General features: G+C 65.1%; 20 protein-coding genes. 12 read left to right on the forward strand and 8 right to left on the reverse strand.

The window, feature by feature from the left end; translation table 11 throughout:
* Window positions 1-19: 19 nt before the first annotated feature.
* Window positions 20-367, reverse strand: a complete 348-nt coding sequence (locus tag FKB36_RS06105; protein WP_261597152.1) for a hypothetical protein — start codon at window positions 365-367, stop codon at window positions 20-22.
* A gap of 148 nt (window positions 368-515) precedes the next feature.
* On the reverse strand, window positions 516-1,394 hold the full coding sequence (locus FKB36_RS06110; protein ID WP_261597153.1) for a polyprenyl synthetase family protein: 879 nt from the start codon (window positions 1,392-1,394) through the stop codon (window positions 516-518).
* 122 nt (window positions 1,395-1,516) lie between these two features.
* Between FKB36_RS06110 and FKB36_RS06115 the strand changes: the two genes are divergently transcribed.
* From FKB36_RS06115 to FKB36_RS06125, 3 genes are all read left to right on the forward strand, one after another.
* The gene (locus tag FKB36_RS06115; RefSeq protein WP_261597154.1) at window positions 1,517-2,446 is read left to right on the forward strand and encodes an aminoglycoside phosphotransferase family protein; all 930 of its coding nucleotides are present in this window, start codon (window positions 1,517-1,519) and stop codon (window positions 2,444-2,446) included.
* A complete protein-coding gene (locus FKB36_RS06120; protein ID WP_261597155.1) occupies window positions 2,422-3,084 on the forward strand; it encodes an HAD family hydrolase in 663 nt (220 codons plus the stop codon). Before FKB36_RS06115 ends, FKB36_RS06120 begins: the two co-directional genes overlap by 25 nt.
* Before the next feature lie 83 nt (window positions 3,085-3,167).
* Entirely contained in the window at window positions 3,168-3,842 is a 675-nt protein-coding gene (locus FKB36_RS06125; protein ID WP_261597156.1) for a transposase, read from the forward strand.
* On the opposite strand, the gene FKB36_RS06130 is transcribed toward FKB36_RS06125, so the two are convergent.
* Complete coding sequence (locus FKB36_RS06130; RefSeq protein WP_261597157.1) at window positions 3,775-4,599, reverse strand: hypothetical protein; 825 nt, start codon at window positions 4,597-4,599, stop codon at window positions 3,775-3,777. The genes FKB36_RS06125 and FKB36_RS06130 overlap by 68 nt on opposite strands.
* A gap of 42 nt (window positions 4,600-4,641) precedes the next feature.
* Entirely contained in the window at window positions 4,642-5,127 is a 486-nt protein-coding gene (locus tag FKB36_RS06135) for a GTP-binding protein (protein WP_261597158.1), read from the reverse strand.
* Between the two features lie 205 nt (window positions 5,128-5,332).
* On the opposite strand from FKB36_RS06135, the gene FKB36_RS06140 reads away from it, so the two are divergent.
* From FKB36_RS06140 to FKB36_RS06150, 3 genes are all read left to right on the forward strand, one after another.
* Window positions 5,333-5,686, forward strand: coding sequence for a hypothetical protein (locus FKB36_RS06140; RefSeq protein WP_261597159.1), 354 nt, complete (start codon window positions 5,333-5,335; stop codon window positions 5,684-5,686).
* A gap of 107 nt (window positions 5,687-5,793) precedes the next feature.
* Window positions 5,794-6,324, forward strand: coding sequence for a HEAT repeat domain-containing protein (locus FKB36_RS06145; protein ID WP_261597160.1), 531 nt, complete (start codon window positions 5,794-5,796; stop codon window positions 6,322-6,324).
* On the forward strand, window positions 6,321-9,173 hold the full coding sequence (locus FKB36_RS06150) for a M1 family metallopeptidase (protein WP_261597161.1): 2,853 nt from the start codon (window positions 6,321-6,323) through the stop codon (window positions 9,171-9,173). The genes FKB36_RS06145 and FKB36_RS06150 overlap by 4 nt, the downstream gene beginning before the upstream one ends.
* A 24-nt stretch (window positions 9,174-9,197) precedes the next feature.
* Here FKB36_RS06150 and FKB36_RS06155 read toward each other — a convergent pair whose 3' ends face one another.
* The gene (locus tag FKB36_RS06155) at window positions 9,198-9,398 is read right to left on the reverse strand and encodes a hypothetical protein (RefSeq protein ID WP_261597162.1); all 201 of its coding nucleotides are present in this window, start codon (window positions 9,396-9,398) and stop codon (window positions 9,198-9,200) included.
* A gap of 386 nt (window positions 9,399-9,784) precedes the next feature.
* Here FKB36_RS06155 and FKB36_RS06160 point away from each other — a divergent pair, with 386 nt between their 5' ends.
* The 5 genes from FKB36_RS06160 to FKB36_RS06180 all read left to right on the forward strand — a co-directional run bounded on the left by FKB36_RS06160 (window position 9,785) and on the right by FKB36_RS06180 (window position 13,871).
* Window positions 9,785-11,056, forward strand: a complete 1,272-nt coding sequence (locus tag FKB36_RS06160) for a COG1361 S-layer family protein (protein WP_261597163.1) — start codon at window positions 9,785-9,787, stop codon at window positions 11,054-11,056.
* A gap of 5 nt (window positions 11,057-11,061) precedes the next feature.
* Window positions 11,062-12,264 (forward strand): ABC transporter permease, encoded by a 1,203-nt coding sequence (locus FKB36_RS06165; RefSeq protein WP_261597164.1) that lies wholly within the window; start codon window positions 11,062-11,064, stop codon window positions 12,262-12,264.
* Between the two features lie 4 nt (window positions 12,265-12,268).
* Entirely contained in the window at window positions 12,269-12,958 is a 690-nt protein-coding gene (locus FKB36_RS06170; RefSeq protein ID WP_261597165.1) for an ABC transporter ATP-binding protein, read from the forward strand.
* Between the two features lie 82 nt (window positions 12,959-13,040).
* Complete coding sequence (locus FKB36_RS06175) at window positions 13,041-13,217, forward strand: DUF1059 domain-containing protein (RefSeq protein ID WP_261597166.1); 177 nt, start codon at window positions 13,041-13,043, stop codon at window positions 13,215-13,217.
* A gap of 63 nt (window positions 13,218-13,280) precedes the next feature.
* Window positions 13,281-13,871, forward strand: a complete 591-nt coding sequence (locus tag FKB36_RS06180) for a class I SAM-dependent methyltransferase (protein ID WP_261597167.1) — start codon at window positions 13,281-13,283, stop codon at window positions 13,869-13,871.
* Between the two features lie 3 nt (window positions 13,872-13,874).
* Here the strand turns inward: FKB36_RS06180 and FKB36_RS06185 are convergent, their stop codons facing one another.
* Window positions 13,875-14,465 carry a hypothetical protein gene (locus FKB36_RS06185; RefSeq protein ID WP_261597168.1) on the reverse strand — a complete coding sequence of 197 codons (591 nt, stop codon included), beginning with the start codon at window positions 14,463-14,465 and terminating at the stop codon, window positions 13,875-13,877.
* A gap of 241 nt (window positions 14,466-14,706) precedes the next feature.
* Here FKB36_RS06185 and FKB36_RS06190 point away from each other — a divergent pair, with 241 nt between their 5' ends.
* The gene (locus FKB36_RS06190; protein WP_261597169.1) at window positions 14,707-15,189 is read left to right on the forward strand and encodes a protease inhibitor I42 family protein; all 483 of its coding nucleotides are present in this window, start codon (window positions 14,707-14,709) and stop codon (window positions 15,187-15,189) included.
* Between the two features lie 59 nt (window positions 15,190-15,248).
* Here FKB36_RS06190 and ppcA read toward each other — a convergent pair whose 3' ends face one another.
* On the reverse strand, window positions 15,249-16,706 hold the full coding sequence (gene ppcA / locus FKB36_RS06195; RefSeq protein ID WP_261597170.1) for a phosphoenolpyruvate carboxylase: 1,458 nt from the start codon (window positions 16,704-16,706) through the stop codon (window positions 15,249-15,251).
* 108 nt (window positions 16,707-16,814) lie between these two features.
* The gene (locus FKB36_RS06200; RefSeq protein WP_261597171.1) at window positions 16,815-17,546 is read right to left on the reverse strand and encodes an MBL fold metallo-hydrolase; all 732 of its coding nucleotides are present in this window, start codon (window positions 17,544-17,546) and stop codon (window positions 16,815-16,817) included.
* Window positions 17,547-17,552 lie beyond the last annotated feature (6 nt).

Here is a 17,552-nt window from a genome sequence, read left to right on the forward strand (position 1 = left end):
TTCCGGATGGGGCCAGTCTCTAGAGCACCCCGCATCCGGAGAGGTGGTAGAGCCTCCTTACCCGTTCTGCCGTCTCCTCTGAGACCGCTTCGCTGATGTGGGCGAGAACGGTATCGATATCTTCCTCGGGCATACAACTGAGGCTTTCCCGGCCGGTAAGGATCTGGTCGACGAGGTACTCCCAGTCCTCGTCCGAGAGCCGGGCGACGCGCTCCGCAAAATCCTCTTCGTCCGCGGAGATGTGGTTCGAGACCGGCGGGAGGATCGAGTGAAACTCGTGGCCGGATTCCGGGCAGAGGATGCCGCTGTACTCGGGGGCCAGTTTTCGGAGGATGGCAAAATCCTTCTCGTCAAGTTCACGTGCCATGGTTCTGTCCGTGTGTGGGAGAAGCTCTGGGGTAAAAACTGTTCGGCAGCCACGACCCTGGGCGACCGTCTTCGCGTACGAACGGTTGTTACCACATGATCTCTCAAGAGAGGGTGGGACGGGACGGTATTTATCGTTGCGCCGGCCGTCATCCGGCCGCCACTTCCTCCCCCAGCGTGAGTCCCACGATATCCCTGACCACCTGCCCGAACGGCTCCCACGCTTCCGGGGGCACCCGGCACCGTCCGGCATCCGCAAGCCGGGCGGCCGCATCGCCCACCTCCCGCTCGAGCATCCACCCGAGCATCTGCCCCGTTCCGTTTCCCTCAGGAACGCACCGGAGGAGGAGCGCCTCCGACCCCGGCTGGCGGCGGGCGCCGCCACCGGTTGCGCGGAGATCCGCGATGTCGTCGGCGACCTGCATCGCCTTCCCGACGGCGAGACCGAACGCACCGAACGCGGCGACGACCGCCTCCTCCTCCCCCGTCGCCATGGCCCCCCAGGCGGCCGCAAGCGAGAAGAGGCACCCCGTCTTTCTGGCGACGATCGCATCGTAGAGTTCGGCCGCCGGGAGATCCGGCACTCCGAGCATCTCCCAGGCCACGCCCCGGGCCATCCTCCGCTGGGCCGACGCGAGCATCGTCACGTACCCGGCACCGTAGGGGGCGGCGAGCGCGTAGGGGAGGGCGAGGATGCCGACGGCGTCGAGAACCGCCCGTCCGTCTCCCCGGGTGAGGTGGAGGGACGGTGCCCCGCGCCGGATAGCATCCCCGTCCAGCATATCGTCGAGGATGAGGCTTGCGGCGTGGGCGAACTCGACGGCGCAGGCGAGATCGAGCGCCTGGCGGGTGGGCGCCGAGGCAGGGGCGAGACCGGCGTGGACGTAGAGGAGGAGCCCCGCCCGCATCCGCTTTCCCCGGAGCAGGAGCGGGAGGACGCCGGGATCGATCCCGGAGGACGCCGTCTCCGCGATCCGGCGGTTGACTGCAGGGCGTATCCCCTCAAGAAATTCACGAAACGGAATCATGGCTCGTCACCCACGCCGGTGCACCCGGTTAAGATGTCCGGACAGTATAAAGGTGTGGGGGCGGGTGCCGGGAGCACCTTCATTACCCTGCAGACCCTCCCGACCTTCCGGTGGTACGGCAGTTGAAGGTAGAGAGGAGGGTAGGCCGCCTGGAGGGAGGCGATCCGTTCGGGGACTGGCTCGCGAGCGTCCTCGCCGACCGGTTGACCGGGTGGCGCGGCAAGATCCGGGTCTACCGGGTGGAACCCGCATCGCACGTCGTCTGCCGGTATGAGTTTGGGACCGGACTCAGTGTAGTCGGCAAATTCTTCGGTGCGCCGACGGGTGCGAAGACCCGCTACAACGCGGATGCGGCGATGAAGAACGAGGTCCGCCGGCTCCGTCGCGCATCCTGCTGGATCCGCGTGCCCTGTGCCATCGCCACGAACAGCCGGTTTCACTCGGTCCTCGTGACCGAACACGTCCCCGGCCCGACACTCCGCGAGCTCCTCGATGCGGGGGTATCCCTCTACGATCCCCTGACCGGCGTCGCGCACCTGCTCCGCCGGCTCCACGACGGCACGCGGACTTCCTGCAAGCGGGAGCGCGACTTCGCCTACTTTCACGCGCTGCTCGACCAGAACGCCCTTCCGGGTTCCCGGAGGGGAAAGTTCGACCGCCTGCTTGGGGAGTGGTGGCACAGCACGCGGCTCGATCGGGCGGGGTGCATGGTTCACGGCGACGCCACGCCCGGCAACTACCTCTTCAACGGCGCTATCTGTGCCATCGACTTCGAAGGCGCCCGGAACCATACCCACCCGGTCCGCGACCTCGGGATCCTGGCCGCGGAACTCAAGACATCGCCTGGGATCGGCTCAAGGGCCGAGGACTACATCGGTCACCTGCTCTGGCATTACAGCCGGAGCGAGGAGGAGTTCCGACGCCACACCGCCGTCCTTCCCTTCTTCATGGCGCTCGGCCACCTCAGAATTGCCCGGCTGCCCTGGCGGGCGGCGGAACGCGACTGGCTTTTAGCGGAGGCGGAGGCGTGTCTTTGCGCGATCCACCGGTAGAAGGGGTTCTCTTCGACTGCTACGGGACGCTCATCGATATCCTGACCGACGAGCGCGATATCAGGACCTACCGGTACCTCTCGTGGTGGCTGATCTACCAGGGGGTCAGGATAGCCCCACAGGATCTGCGGGACCTCTACACCGGCCGGGTGCGGGAGGCCCTCGACCGGACCGGGGGCCCCCACCCGGAGGTCCGGGTCGAGGAGGTCTTTGCCGGCATCTGCGCTGAACACAGCATCTGGGAGATCGATACCGCACGGCTCGGTGCCGAAACCGCCCGGGCGTTCCGGGCCGCGTCGATCCGGCGTCTCGGTGTCATCGAAGCGAGCCGGAGGCTGCTTGACCTCTTCTCGACGAAGAAGACAGGGACCGTCTCGAACGGGCAGCGGGTCTTCTCGGAGCAGGAGATGCGGGCGTTCGGGCTCTACGATCGTCTCGACTTTGTCATCTTTTCCTCAGATCTTGGCTACCAGAAGCCGGACCCGCGGATATACGCGGCGGCCCTCGACCGGATGGGGCTCCAGGCCCCTGACGTCCTCTTCATCGGGGACAACCCCGAAAACGACGTCGACGCGCCCCGGGAGATTGGGATGCAGGCGCTGCACGTCGAGGAGGCGTGGAGGCGCTACGGGGTCTGATACAGCGGGCCCGGTGGATATATGGTGCCCGGCCCACCACTCCTCTTCACGCAAGATCATGACGATGTTTCACAGTTGGAAGGGTGATCCCGGTTTTTGCGGATAATACCCCGTCCGGTGACTGGATCGGGGTCGACCTGAACACCACCGATCATCTCGCCGTCGTGGCCCACCCGGCGAGCGGGGGCGTGGTGATGCTCGGTGAGTTCCCGGGTGACGCCGATCACCGGGAGCAGTGCGGCAGCGCCGGGAAGGGCAAAAAGCGCAGGGCTGAACGGGATCGCGAAAGCCGTATCCGGGGCGACCTGAACAGGAGGGTCGCAAGCGAGATTGTAAAGATGGCCCGGCAACTCCAGTGCGGCATCAAACTTGAAGACCTCGCCGGCGCAGGTTTTACCGGGCGAGAGAAGCCGGGCACCCCCCTCCCGTTCGCCCGGCGCGACGGATCGTTTTACCACCTCCAGAACCTTATCGAGAGGCGGGCTCACGACGCCGGAGTTCCGGTCGCCCTCGTGGATCCGGCGCTCACGTCCCGGCGCTGCAGCCGGTGCGGAAAGCGGGGCGCTCGCAAGGGCAAACGGTTCCTCTGCCCGCACTGCCTGTATACCGGTCATGCCGATGCAAACGCGGCGTTCAACATAGCAGCGGCACGGGTCTCGCCAGGTTCCCCCGAGCGGCGACCGCCCGCCATCACCCCATCTGCGCCCGGATGTGCTGCACCGTCTCGGGATACCGCTTCTCGAGACGGTTCTTCTTGAGGTTCTCCCTCACGATCCACCGTATATCCTGATCGTCGAGGGTCGCAAGTTGCCGCAGGTACTCAAAGCCAGGCGTGGGGAGGGCGGCGATGACCACGCTGAGCGTGTAGCCGAGCGATTTTCGGAGCGCACGGAAGGCCTCGGACCGCCGCTCCTCTGCGGTGTAGATCCGGATCAGGATCTTCCTGTGGAACCGGAGCGCCGCCGCTGCAAGATCGGGCTCGCCCAGGAGATCCGGTTCGGCGATCCCCGCGATTGCGGCCCGCATGGCAAGCCAGGAACCTCCCTCCACCCAGACCTCCAGCTCCGTTACCACCGTATCACGCTGCCGGGAGAGGAGATCCTGAAGCCCCATCGCCACCGCTTCCCTGATCCGCCACCGCGGGTCGAGGGAGGCCTCCGCGAGGTGTTCGAGCGCCGCACCGACACATGCCGGCGATGCCGACCCGATCGCCCCGATGCCCCTGACACCGCAGAACCCGAGAAACTCGTGTGGATCGTCTGAGGGGGCATCCTCCGGCGCAACGTGGGCAAGCTCGACGCAGAGGTTCCAGAGCAGGCGCAGGTCATCGCGATCGGCGACGGCAAACTCCCGCACGGTCCCGGCAAACGCCGCCGCAAGCTCCAGGTTCGCCCGGGGTCCGGGAAGACGGCTCTCTGCGACCAGGAAGGCAAGCAGGTCTCCGGCGTCGCCACTCGAGAGAAAACTCGTGAGCAGCCGGGCAACCTCCTTGATGTAGGTCTCTTTACGGGTCATTGTCCGTAGAGGAGAACGACCCCAGGGCAGTAAAAATGATCGTTACCGCGCAGTCAGGGTCGCGACAAAGGCGTCAAGCGCCGCATGAACGTTCTCGCCGTTCCGCGCGGAGATCGGGTGCACCATCTCCCCCGGGAGAGCGTGGCTGACGGCCTCGGGTGCCGCGCCGGGGCAGTCGCATTTGTTCGCCATGAACGCGAGCGGCACGTCGAGGGGCTTTAACTGGTCATAGAAGTACCGCGTCATCTCGTCCACGCCCGTCGTGGCGTCCACAACGATGATCGCGCCGTCCATCCCCCGCGAGATGATCTGCCGGACAAACTCGAACCGCTCCTGCCCCGGGGTCCCGAAGAGAAAGATAGACTTGTCTCCAACCTTCAATCGGCCGAAATCGAATGCAACGGTCGTGGGGCCACCCTCCGAGGACGCTTCGATGTGGCGGCTGCGGGGGTCGAGCGCCTGGATGAAACTGGACTTTCCTGCGTTGAAGGAACCGAAAACGACGATCTTGAGCCTGCCCTCTGCCATTATAACCTCTATCTGCGTCAGGATGATTTAGAGTTTCGCTATGGAGGCGTCATGATGCGGATGGAAGCGTATCCGGCCACCGACAAAAATTTTTATCCCGGTTCCCGATTGAAGGAAACAATCGCCCTCCCGCCCCGCCGGGGCTTCTGCGCCGCCCGGCGCAAACGCCCAACATCCATATAACCGGCGGATCCAAGGTACTGGTATGGAGCCGGACGAAGTGGACGTTGTCGCGCAGGAGATCATGGTCACCCTGGACAGACTCTTCCTTGCTGAGAAGCAGGCGCGGCTCCAGGTCTCCGCACTCGAGGAACGGCAGTATCCCCTGGCCGCGACGTTCGAGATGGTCAGCGACATGGATGCGGGCACCGCCATCGAGGAGGCGCTTGCCGGGCTCGGATTTGAGTACCACGCCATCGACGAGGACGCCGAACTCTGGATCTCGGACGAGCACGGGCTGATGGTCTTCCTCTACTTCACCGACCCGGACGGGCGGTACTACAACTACCGGATCGTCGCGTTCGACGTCGTTGGCGAGGAAGAGGAGCTGCCCGCGTGACCGGCGCGGGGGCGGCGAACCTTCCGCCGGCAGGGAGGAGAGATGCCGTGCCAGGTGCTATATACTGTAAACGAGATCGGGTGCAGCGAGAACCGGGAGGGATCAGGATGGAGCGCTCGGTAAAACGCCTCATGGAAGATAGGGAGAAACGGCGCGAGGAGAACATCGGCAAGTACATCGAACTGCTCTCGGACGAGTGCATCCCCTACCGGCTGCGGGCGGCCGAGGCGCTCGGGTACTGCGCCGACCCCCGCGCAGTCGAGCCGCTGATCGCCGCCCTCACGGACCGCGAGAACGAGGTGCGGTGGGTTGCCGCACAGGCGCTCGGGAGGCTCTGCGATACGCGGGCGGTCGAACCGCTCCTCGTTCTCCTCGATGACCGCGAACGGTGGACGCGGCGCGGTGCCGCCTGGTCGCTCGGCGAGATCGGCGATCAGCGCGCGGTCGAGCTCCTCCTCCCCCTCCTCGGGGACGAAAAGAAAGACGTCAGGCTGGCCGCCGCCGAAGCGCTCGGAAAACTCCGCGACGTGCGGGCGGCAGATCCCCTCTCCGCAGCGCTCGAGGCCGAGGAGGAGCCCGAGGTCCGGACGGCGATCCGCCGGGCGCTTCGCGAGATAACCGGCGAGGTGGGATTTTGACCCCCGATAGAGAGCGGAGGCTCTTTCGCTACTACCCGGAGGACTTCGGAGCACTCCCCGTCCGGGTCGTCCACATGGACCTCGTCTTCGACGTCTACGACGGCCACACCCGGGTCTCCTCAGCCCTCACCGCCGGGACGCTCGACGCTCCGCTCCCGTCGCTCTCCCTGAACGCCCGCGACCTGGATATCCTCCGCGTGGAGTCCGCCGGATACGCCGTCACTCATACCTACGACCGGAGCGCCGCCCTCCTCACCGTCGCCTTCGATCCCCCTGTCCCGCCCCGGACAGAGTTCACTCTCGATACCGAGACGATCTGCCGGCCGAGCACCCACGTCCTCGAAGGCCTCTACTACGACGGGCTGTGCCCCGGCGGGCCGCCCACCCAGATCACCCAGTGCCAGCAGTGGGGGTTCCAGCGGCTGGTCCCGTGCCTCGACGACATGACCGCGAAGTGTACCTACACGACGACGATCATCGCGGATAACGGGTATACGGCCACCATATCGAACGGCGACCCGGCAGGGGCCCGGATCCCCTGCGCCCCCGGCCGCTCCATGCAGCGATATGAGAACACGAAGACCCCGATGGCGCCCTACCTCTTCTTTCTCGGGGTGGGATGCTACGACACCCACCGGCGGGAGTTCGAGTATCCCGACGGGCGGACGTTTGCCCTCGAACTCCTCGTGAAACCCGGCTCAGATGCGGCGGCAGCGGAGCGTGCGCTCGATATCCTCGCGGACGCGGTGATGTGGGTCCACCTCTTTACCGGCCCGGCGCAGTACCGCGACCCCGGGACCCGGGAGGAAGTGTGGCGGCTCGTGCGGGTGCGCGATGAGGCGAAACGCTCCGGCGACGCCCGGGCGCTCGAAGAGACCCGCAAGTCGCTCAAAGAACTCATCTCAACCATCACCCCGGGCTACGCCTACACCGGGGCGGTCTACCGGGAGATCGCCATGCAGAACTCCGACTTCGGCGGGATGGAGAACGTCGGGAACACGACGATCGCCGCGAACCGGATCATGCCCGGGACCGACACCACCGACCCGGCCTTCGAGTACCTGGTCCGGGTGAAGGCCCACGAGTACTACCACAACGAGAACGGCTCCGAGGTGACGGGATGGAGCCCGTTCGAGATCTGGCTGAACGAGGCCGTGACCGTCCACGTCGAGAACCAGCACCACGCCTTCCTCTTCGGGGAGACCTACTCGCGCATCAAGACGGTGCTCGATCTCCTCGACCCCGCTGCCGGGACGCTCACCCTCGACCGCGGCGCAGGCTCGATGCCGATCGAGCCGGACGGTTTCAACGACCCGAACGACCTCATCACGGGCGTCACCTACGTGAAAGCCCCCGAGTTCGTCAGGATGATCGAGACGTTGATAGGGAGAGAGGGGTTTGCCGAAGCGCTCGGCCGCTACCACGACCGGTTCCGGCACGCGAACGCCTCGCGGGCCGACTGGCTCCGGTGCATGGAGGAGGTCTCGGGGCAGGACCTCACGACGATGGCGGCGGTCTGGCTGAAGGAGAAGGAGTACCCGGTGCTCACGGTATCCCCCGCGTACGACCCGGCCGCCCGGCGGTTCACCCTCTCGTATCGCCAGAGCCGCTCGCCCGGCGGCCGGGTCTGGGAGTTCCCGTTTCGGTTCGCGCTCGTCGACACCACTGGCGGGGATATCCGGGAGGCGACCGTCCGGATAGCCGACGAGGCCGGAGAGATCGTCCTCGACGGCGTCGACCGGCCCGCGTTCCTCTCGCTCAACCGCGGCTACTCATTCTACGGAAAGACGGCGTACCGGCCGCCGGAGGATGAACTCTACCTCCAGGTCGAGAAGGATCCCGATACCGTCGGCCGGTTCACCGCGTTCCTCGCACTCGCCGACCGGGAGATGCTCCGGCTCCTCGAAGATCCGCATGCAGTGGTCCCGGCGCGGTTTTCCGACCTCTGCGCCGCCCTTCTCGCCGACGACGCCCTCATGGAGGAGGCGGGCGGGCAGTTCCTGACCATCTTCCCCTCGGTCGAGGACAGGCGGTTCGCCCACCACTACCGGGTGCTCCACGACGCCAGAAGAGAGATCCTTGCCGCCGTCGCCGCAAGGGGCGGCGAGATCCTCCTTCGCGTCTACCGTCAGGCGGCAGGAGCGCCCTCCTCCGGGCCGGGCAGCCTGGAGGAGGAGGCCGCGGCAATCCGGCGACGGCAGAGAAAAAACGCCTGCCTCTCGATCCTCGCGACCCTCGATACCCCGGAGGTCCATCACCTGCTCCTCCGCCAGTTCCAGGAGGCGACGGCCGCAACCGACCGCCTCGCCGCATTCTCGCGGATCCTCGAGAGCAGCATTCCGGAACGCCTGGAGATCCTCGATGGGTTCGCGGCCGAATCAGCGAAGAGCCCCACCGCGTGGGAGTCATTCCTCGCCACGGTCGCCGCAAGCGACTGCGACGACCTCGTCCCCATCCTGCAGCGTATCGAGTCCTCGCCCACATTCTCGATCGAGCAGGCCGACCAACAGCGGGCGCTCTATGGGCGGTTCGCACTGAACAGGAAACGGTCGCTCGAGACCGAAGAGGGGCGAGGCTACCTCGCGGAGATCCTCCGGCGGCTCGCCCCCGTCAACGAGTACAGCACCGTCCGGGCGCTTGACGCCTTTGCGTTCCTCGAGAACATGGAGCCCCGCCACCGGGTCCCGGCGGTCGCGGTGCTCGCCGACCTCCTCGCCACCCTCGATCCCGGGGCGTACCCGGCCGTCTACAACAACGCCCGCCGCTTCCTCCTCGGCGCCCCGGAGGCCGTTCGCGCCTACGAAGCGGAGCACGGGGCGATCCCGGCACTCAGGAGTCCCGCCCCCTGACGCCCATAGATCCCCCGGCCGCGATCACCACCTCACGCCGAAGATCGGCTCCTCCTCGACGAGGTTCGTGATCCTCCGGACGCTCGCCTCCACCGGGACGTCCTCTCCGCTGCAGAGCCCGAGTTTGAGTTGTTCCAGACCTGCAGCCACCGAGTCGTCCTTCGAGCGAACGCCGCTGACCGTCACTCGAAACGTCAGCGTCACCAGCCATTGCGTCGTCTCCATCTCTTCCCCCTCTGAGCGTGGGCGGAGTATACCGCCGGCGGGAGATAAAGACAGCTCATGACCGGGAGGCGACAGATCGGATATCTCTTTTTCCAGCAAAAAAAGAGTGGATTGATGGGCGAGACCGGAGAGCAGCACGGCATTATGAGAATGTACAGAGAGGTGCTAAAGCGTTTCATCACGAATGGAGGTATCGTTGCAGTCACGCATCCGGTCGACCAACCCCGTACCTGCCCGCCGTATCCCGGCCACAATATAATTTTAGTACAATAAAAGGTTTCCGCGGTACCTATCGTAACACCCCACCCCGGGCAGACGGGAGCAGCTACCCACAACGTATATATACCCGCCGCGAACTCCGGGACTCCGCACAGAAGAGGTGAGGAGTGATCCAGGTATTCGCGGCTGCGCCCCGGCGGGGCACGAAATGGCTGACGATCTGTTGCTTTGCGGGCGCACTCGCTCTCGTCCTGCTGCTCGTCCCGGCGGCCGCGGCCGCCTCGTCGGTCTTCGTCTCCAACTACACCGTCGCCCCCGCCGTCCTGATGCCCGGCGACGAGGGGACGATCACCGTGGTGCTCACGAGCACCGCCCAGCCTGCCACGGGATCGCCGCTCAACATCCGGCTCGACCCCGGCACCGGGGAGGCGAACACCTCGACGGAGACGGAAGAAGAGAACGCCTACATCGAGAACGTGCTCCTGCACAGTACGGACGTCGAGGTCCTGACCGGGAGTTTCCAGGATATCGGCGAGATCGGCCCCGGCCAATCCTTCCCGCTCACGTTCCGGATTCGCGCCCCCGGAGAAGACGGGATCTACTTCCCGGAGGTCTGGGTCAGCGTGCGGGACGGGGAGAATGTACGGTACCCCGTGCCGGTGAACGTCAACTCCGCGCCCCTGATCAGGAGGCCCGCGCTCCGGGTGGAGAGAACCGTCCCGGCGTCCGTCAATCCGGGCGACCCCTTCAACGTCACGCTGACCATCCATAACGACGGCCAGGCCACTGCAAGCGACATCTCCATCGGCGTCAACGCGACCTCCGGCGGGATCGCCCCGCGGAACGCGGAGAACTACTACATCCCCGAACTCGCGGCGGGAGGGGACGCCGTCCTGAACCTGACCTTCGAGACCGATACGAGCGCGCCGCTCGGCCTTACGCCGATCGAGGTCACCGTCGACTACCGGGGCGCCGACCTCGCGCCGTCTAGAGAGGTCGCAACGGTCGGGGTTCCCATCGTCGGCAGCGCCGAGATGGGTGTCGCCTCCATCAGGACCGAACCCGCCCGGATCGCCGCCGGGGATACGGTCGACCTGACGATCCGGCTGGAGAACACCGGGACGGCGGACGCGGAGTCGGTCAGGGCGACGATCGAGGATCTCGCCTTTTCAGGCTCAAAAGAGGCGTTCCTCGGGACGATCGAGCCGGGGAACGACGGACCCGCCGTCTTCTCCCTCGCAACCGACGAGGCGGGGGAGTTCGACTACACCCTCGTCATCCGGTACACCGACGACTACGGCGAACATACCGTTCGGCAACCCTTGCAGATCATCGTCACCGGGCAGAACCCGGTCCCGGTGATCGCGGTAGCGGCGGTCGTTCTCATCGTCGCGGTAGCGGTCGCGATCTACTGGTACCGGCGGCGAAAGGAGGAGTGACCGCCGTGTTCTCAGGGATCAGGGTCTCCGCGTTCCTGGCGTGGAAGTCGATCCAGCGCGGGAGCCGGGGGACGTTCGCCCTCACCATCATGATCATCGCCCTCATCTTCGTGAACCTGGTCTTCCTGCCCTCCATCATCTCCGGTGTCGTCGTGACCTTCGAGACCCAGTCGATCGACTTCGACCTCGGGAACCTGGTCGTCGAGCCCCGGGAAGGTAGCCGCTACATCGACGGCGTGGACGGCCTCCAGAGGAGGCTCGAGCAGATTCCGGGGATCACGGGCACGTCGCCCCGGATAGCCGCAGGGGTGACGTTCTCGTACCGGGGCCGGAGCGCCGCGAGCACGCTCTACGGCATAACCCCGGAGGACGAGCGATCGGTGACGAGGATCGCCGATTACATGACCGCGGGGGAGTTCCTCTCGGGTGGCGATACCGATGCGATCGTCATCGGCGCGACCCTCGCGGGGACGGAGGGGGAGGAGGCGGGCGGCCTTCCCTCGCTCGAGGGTGTCGGGGTCGGCGATTCGATAGAAGTGGCCTATCCGAACGGCCTAGCAAGGACTTACCGGGTGAAGGGGATCTTCGAGACCCAGTCCTTCGGCGTCGATACGGCGGCCTTCGTCACCGCCCGCGAGATGAGCGGGGTGCTCGGGCTCGACGACCAGGCATCCATGATCCTGGTGAAGACCGCGGTCAACGGCAGGGAGGAGGAGTACAAGACGGAGATCCTCTCCTACGGCGTCCAGGAGGACGTCTGGACGTTCCGGGAGAAGTCGGGCGGGTTCGTCGACCAGGCGATCCAGAGTTTCAACATCATCAACGCCATCTCGACGCTCGTCAGCCTGATCATCGCCATCGTGGTGGTCTTCATCGTGATCTTCATCAACACCGTAAACCGGCGGCGGCAGATCGGGATCCTGAAGGCGATCGGTATCGACCAGCAGATCATCATCAACTCCTACGTCCTCCAGGTGCTCTTCATCACCGCCGTCGGGGCGCTCGTCGGGATCGTCCTGAACGCCGGGGTATCGGCCTACCTTACCGCCTACCCGCTCGTCTTCCCCGGCGGCCCGGTCTACCCGGACGTGGAGGCGTCGGCCATCCTCCGGAGCATCGCGAGCCTCTTCGCGGTCTCCGTGGTGGCGGGCTATGTCCCGGCATGGCGGATCGCGCGGGAGGATATCCTCACCGCGATCAGGGGGTGAAAGGATGATCGTCGCGGAAAACCTCACGAGGGTCTACACGATGGGGAACGTGGAGGTCCGGGCCCTTGCGGGCGTCTCGCTCAAGGTCGCAAAAGGAGAGTTCGTCGGGATCATGGGGGCGAGCGGCAGCGGCAAGTCGACGCTCCTCCATATCCTCGGGCTCCTCGACCGCCCTACGTCCGGGAGCGTCACGATCGACGGGACGGATGTCCTTGGCCTCTCCGACCACCGGCGAACCCTCTTCCGGCTGAACCGGCTCGGCTACGTCTTCCAGGACTACGCGCTGATCGGGGAACTCACCGCGCTTGAGAACGTCTACTTAACACCGCTCGTCCGGGGCACGCCGAAGGACGAGTACCTCGAGCGGAGCGCCGATATCCTCCGGCGGGTCGGTCTTGGCGACCGGATGGATCACCGGCAGAGCGAACTCTCCGGCGGCGAGCAGCAGCGCGTCGCGATAGCCCGGGCGCTCGTGAACAGTCCGAGCATCCTGCTCGCCGACGAACCCTGCGCGAACCTCGACAGCCAGACCTCTAAGAGCATCCTCGACCTCTTTGCACGGCTAAACGAGGAACTCGACCAGACGATCGTGATGGTCTCGCACGAGGACTGGCACAAAGAGTACTTCTGCCGGGTCGTCACCCTCCGGGACGGGTTGATCGAGGAGGTGACGGAGTGCAGGAAGGGGGCGTAACCCCGCCCGGGGACGCTCGCCGCAAAAGGGGGCACCGACGTTTTTATATCAACCCGGATATACAACCCGGCCGGTGAGAGGCATGCAGGAACAGAAGACATTCAGGTGCAAGGATCTCGGCCTTGCGTGCGAGTTCGAGGAGAAGGCCGAGAACGAGAACGAACTGATGAAGCGGATCGAGGGGCATATCCAGACCGCCCACCAGATGAACCCGGAGCAGCCGGAAGTGCAGGAGAAACTCCGTAAGGCGATGCAGTGAGGGCGCACGGCGCTCCCGCCTGAGACGGCAGGTTCATGTAGGGTGCACGCCCCGTGACCGGGTATGGCGAAACATTCGCATTCCCGCCGACACCTCCCCGAGGATGACGCCGCACGGCGGCGGTGGCAGCACCCCGAGTCCATCCTCGAAGGGATCGGGGTCGAACCCGGCTCGACCTTCATCGACGTCGGGTGCGGGGAGGGGTTCTTCGCGCTCCCGGCAGCGCGGATGGTCGGGCCGCACGGCCGCGTCTGCGGGATCGATATCGATGCGGAGGCCCTCGATCTCCTGCAAGAGAAGGCGTTTCGAGAGGGGCTCGACAACGTCGTCCTCCATCGCGGGATGGCCGAGGAGATCGTTCTCTGCAGCGGCTGCGCGGACGTCGTCTTCTTCGGCATCGACCTCCACGACTTCGCCGACCCGGTCAGGGTGCTTGCAAACGCGGGAAGGATGGCAGCCCCAAAAGGAGTGATCGTCGATCTCGACTGGAAGAAGGAACCGCTCCCCCTCGGCCCGCCGACCGCGAGAAAGTTCAGCACGGAGCATGCGGCGGCGTTGATGGCGGAGGCGGGGCTGGAGGTCAGGGCGGTGGCGGAGTCAGGGCCGTATCATTACATCGTCACGGCCGTGGCGGGGGATAAAAAGAAGGGATAGGGGTTACTTCAGGTTCGCGAGGCCGCCGTAGTTGACGGCGTTCACGAACGCATCAAGATCCGATTTGGATCCGCCGTCGACGCTGATATAGACCATGAACCGGTCGTTCACGCCGACCCAGGTGCCGTAGGAGTCAGGCTTGGTGAAGTACTCCCAGGACGGGTAGCCGCCGGCTTTCCCCTGCTTGTAGTAGCCCTCGGTCGACTCGAACGAGATCATCGAGTCCCAGGACTGCCAGTAGCCCACGTCGTAGTAGGCCGAATCCTGGATCATGATCGTCGCCCAGGCGTTGTCCTTGCCGTATTCACGGGACGCCCAGGTCCACTGGCTATCCTCAACCGTCCAAGACGCCCCGACAGGCTCTTCTGCAGTCCAGCCTGCAGGCGCATTCGGGAGGTACGCGATCAACGCCGTATACGAGACCGCGGTCACGCTGCCCGGGACGCCCCCGGGAGCGGAGGTACCGCTGGCGGTGACGCTGGTGGTGGCCGCCGGGCCAGTTCCAGAGGAGGCGTCGCCGGTCGTATCCGTTGTACCTGTACAGCCTGCCGTCATGAGGCAGAGCGCGAGCAGCGCGAAAAGTCCCAGAACCATTCCTGGTGAGATGTTTCTCATGATGATGCCCTCTGAACGACTTAAATGAGAGAATGATATTTATAGATTGTTATTTCGCTCAGCCGACTGTTTTATTCGTCCCAAAACTGTTTTTGAGCGTGCATGAACCCCCCGCTAAAAGGTTGGTTCCGAAATGATCGAATCGCGGTATGCCCTGAGCATGAATGTTATTTCCAGGGATTCAAGATATCTATTTAACCAATCAGGATTAACTTCCCGCATGGTTCAGAGAAAGAGCATCTACAGCGTCCTGGTTGCAGGACTGCTGGTAATCTGCCTCCTCGGTGCCGGCTGCACGTCGCAGCCGGAAGAGGGAGCCCCGACCGCGACGCCCACTGCGGCAGAGACCACGGGTGTCCCGACCGTCATGCCCACGCCCGCAGAGACCACGGAGTACGCCTTCAACGAGACGAACGACAACGAGACCGTCACCGTCCCGGCCGGAAGCGAGATCACGATCAGCCTCGATGAGAACCCGACGACCGGCTACTCGTGGAACGTCACCTCGTCTGCCGGACTCGAGTACGTGAACGACACCTACATCGCGCCGGAGACCGAACTCGTTGGCGCCGGGGGCACGCACGAGTGGCGGTATCTCGCCGCCGAGAAGGGCGACGCAGGGTTCTCCGCGATCTACAAGCGACCCTGGGAAGAGACGACAGGAAACGAGACCACGTTCTCGATGGCCTTCACCATCGAGTAACCTGCGCACGTTCCCCCGCAACCGTGCGGGGGACAAAGACCCCTCTTTTGGGAGCCAGGTCACCCCAGGAACTTGCGCCGGTGCGCGGCCGAGAGAATGAGCGAGCTCAACCTCCCGGTCTCGTTCTCGCGGAGCGCCCGGGCGATCTCGCCCGTGATCTCCGCATGCTCCACGTCCGGTTCGACATCCACCAGGTCGGCCACCCTCTCCGCAAGTTCCCGGGGGACGAACCCCGTCTCCGTATTGAGGAAGCGGGCGGCGGCCCTCAGGTCCTCGTCGAAGTTTATGTAGGTGTCCCTGAGAAACCCGATGTCAGCATCGTCCAGCGCATCCAGACCGAGGACCTCGGGAGGGAGACCGATCGAGTAGAGGGCCGCGGTGAACTTGATCGCCCGCGGCAGGGTGATCCCGCTGGTGCTCCGGGCGTAGCCGAAGAGGCCGATGTGCAGTTTCCGCTTCCGCCTCTCGGGCACATACCGGGCAACCCGGTTGATCACGGGGGCAAGCGGCCCGAGCCGCCGCTCGTATGCCCGGGTATACCTCCCAATCAGGTCGAGAGCCGCCGCCTCGTCGACGGGCCGGGGGCGGCCGGGCCTTCGCTCCTCCAGCCTCCTGACCGCATCCTGGACATCCTCAAGCGGGTGATCGTATTTGAACGCCGACTGGACGGTGAACGTGTGGACGCTCGGATACTCGGTGGTAACCCGACCGACGGTCCCCGGGGAGAGACCGCCCCGAAACGGCGCCGAACCCACCCCGATGATGGGATAGATCCGTGTCCCCGTCTCTTCCGAGACCTCCTGGAGATGCAGGAGCGCGATCTTGTTCAGAAGAACCGCGCTGACGAGCCCGTAGTTCATCGCCGGGTCGGATCGGGCAAGGAAGACACGCTGGTCGGCGATATCCTTGCCTTCGAGGTAGCGCCTGACCGTGGTATGCGCATCCAGCATATGGTCCATCTCCTCAAAGAGCGGGATCACGTTGATCCGGTCCGGCCGGAACCTCCCGATCCAGTCCGCGATGGTCAAGCCCCCTTCCCCAAGGCTTCTTTCCTGCTTCCCGACGACGATATCGGTGTAATAACGATAGATATTATCGATAGCGGCGTGAGACGCCGTCATCGGGAGGATCACCTCGAATATCGGGGGACACTCGTCCCCGTAGAAGAGACACGCCGTATCGAACGACCGCGGGATGCTCTCAAGCGTCTCGAGGAGTATCTTCGCCTCGGCCGTCTCGACCTCGGGGTTCGGGACCCGGAGCGTCAGGAAGACGTCCCGGCCGAGCCTCTTCTCCCGGAAGTAGGTGTCGTACCGGGAGAGGAGTTTCCTGACCACGAAGTTGTCGACCTCTTTTCCCTCGCAGTCCCACATCTGCTCGGTACACCCCAGGTGAGAGTAGGCGTAGTACGCCTCCTGGACCTCGTCGTCGCCGCCGAGCTCCGGGCTCTCGGCAAAAAACGGCAGATTGACGTTGTCGGGGTGCTGGGTGCTCATGCACTGCGGTATTCGTACCATAGAGTTTAGCGCTCCTTCATAGCGGGAACCGGGCGTCTCATGTCAACCACCTCTTTGGTATACGGTTGACATGAAAAGCTCTTCGGTCGCCTCCTGTCCCACCGCGGTTCATTCCCGGGCCTTTCGCCCCGTCCTCCCGCTGCCGAACCGCCTCCATACTTCCGTTCCCCGCCACGGCCCCCCGTGGGCTGCATAGATCAGCTCCGGCCCGAGGGCAAGAAGATCCCGAAGGCTCCTCCTCGCCGCCGCCGGATCGTCCATCCTGAAGGGCAGTCGGGGCCTTCCGCCCGGAAAGAGAGCTGAGAGCAGATCGCCGACGATGACGGTGCCGCCGGCGAGAAGAACCGAGACCGAGCCGGGAGTATGCCCCGGCGTGGGAACGATCCTGCCCCGGAGACCAAACACCCCGAGGTCGGCGATACCTCCGATGATGATATCGGGCTCAACGCCCCCCGGACCGGAGAAGATTCTTCGCTCGCGTACAAGCCGGATCAGGCCCGGGACGACCCGGACGGGAGAGCGCGGGCCGTCAACCCCGGGGCGCACGGCAGCGGCATCGCCCTCGTGAACGGCGACCGGTGCGCCGGTCAGTTCCCGAAGTGCGTCGGCACTCCCGTAATTCTCCGGATGCCCGTGCGTGACCAGGATCAACGAGACCTCGTCGCACCCGATGCCCGCCTGCTTCATCGCGGCCAGGATGGCCGCCTCATCCCCGGGATTGCCGGTATCGACCAGGAGCACGCTCCGGTCCCTGACGATGAACGCGGAGGTCGCGCCGAGCGGCACGGCGACGACCGCCGGGAGGCGGCGGGTGGCAGGGCTCCTTGTCTTCTGCTCCATAATCCA

Origin of the sequence: Methanoculleus formosensis (assembly GCF_025384765.1) — an archaeon.
GTDB lineage: Archaea > Halobacteriota > Methanomicrobia > Methanomicrobiales > Methanoculleaceae > Methanoculleus > Methanoculleus formosensis.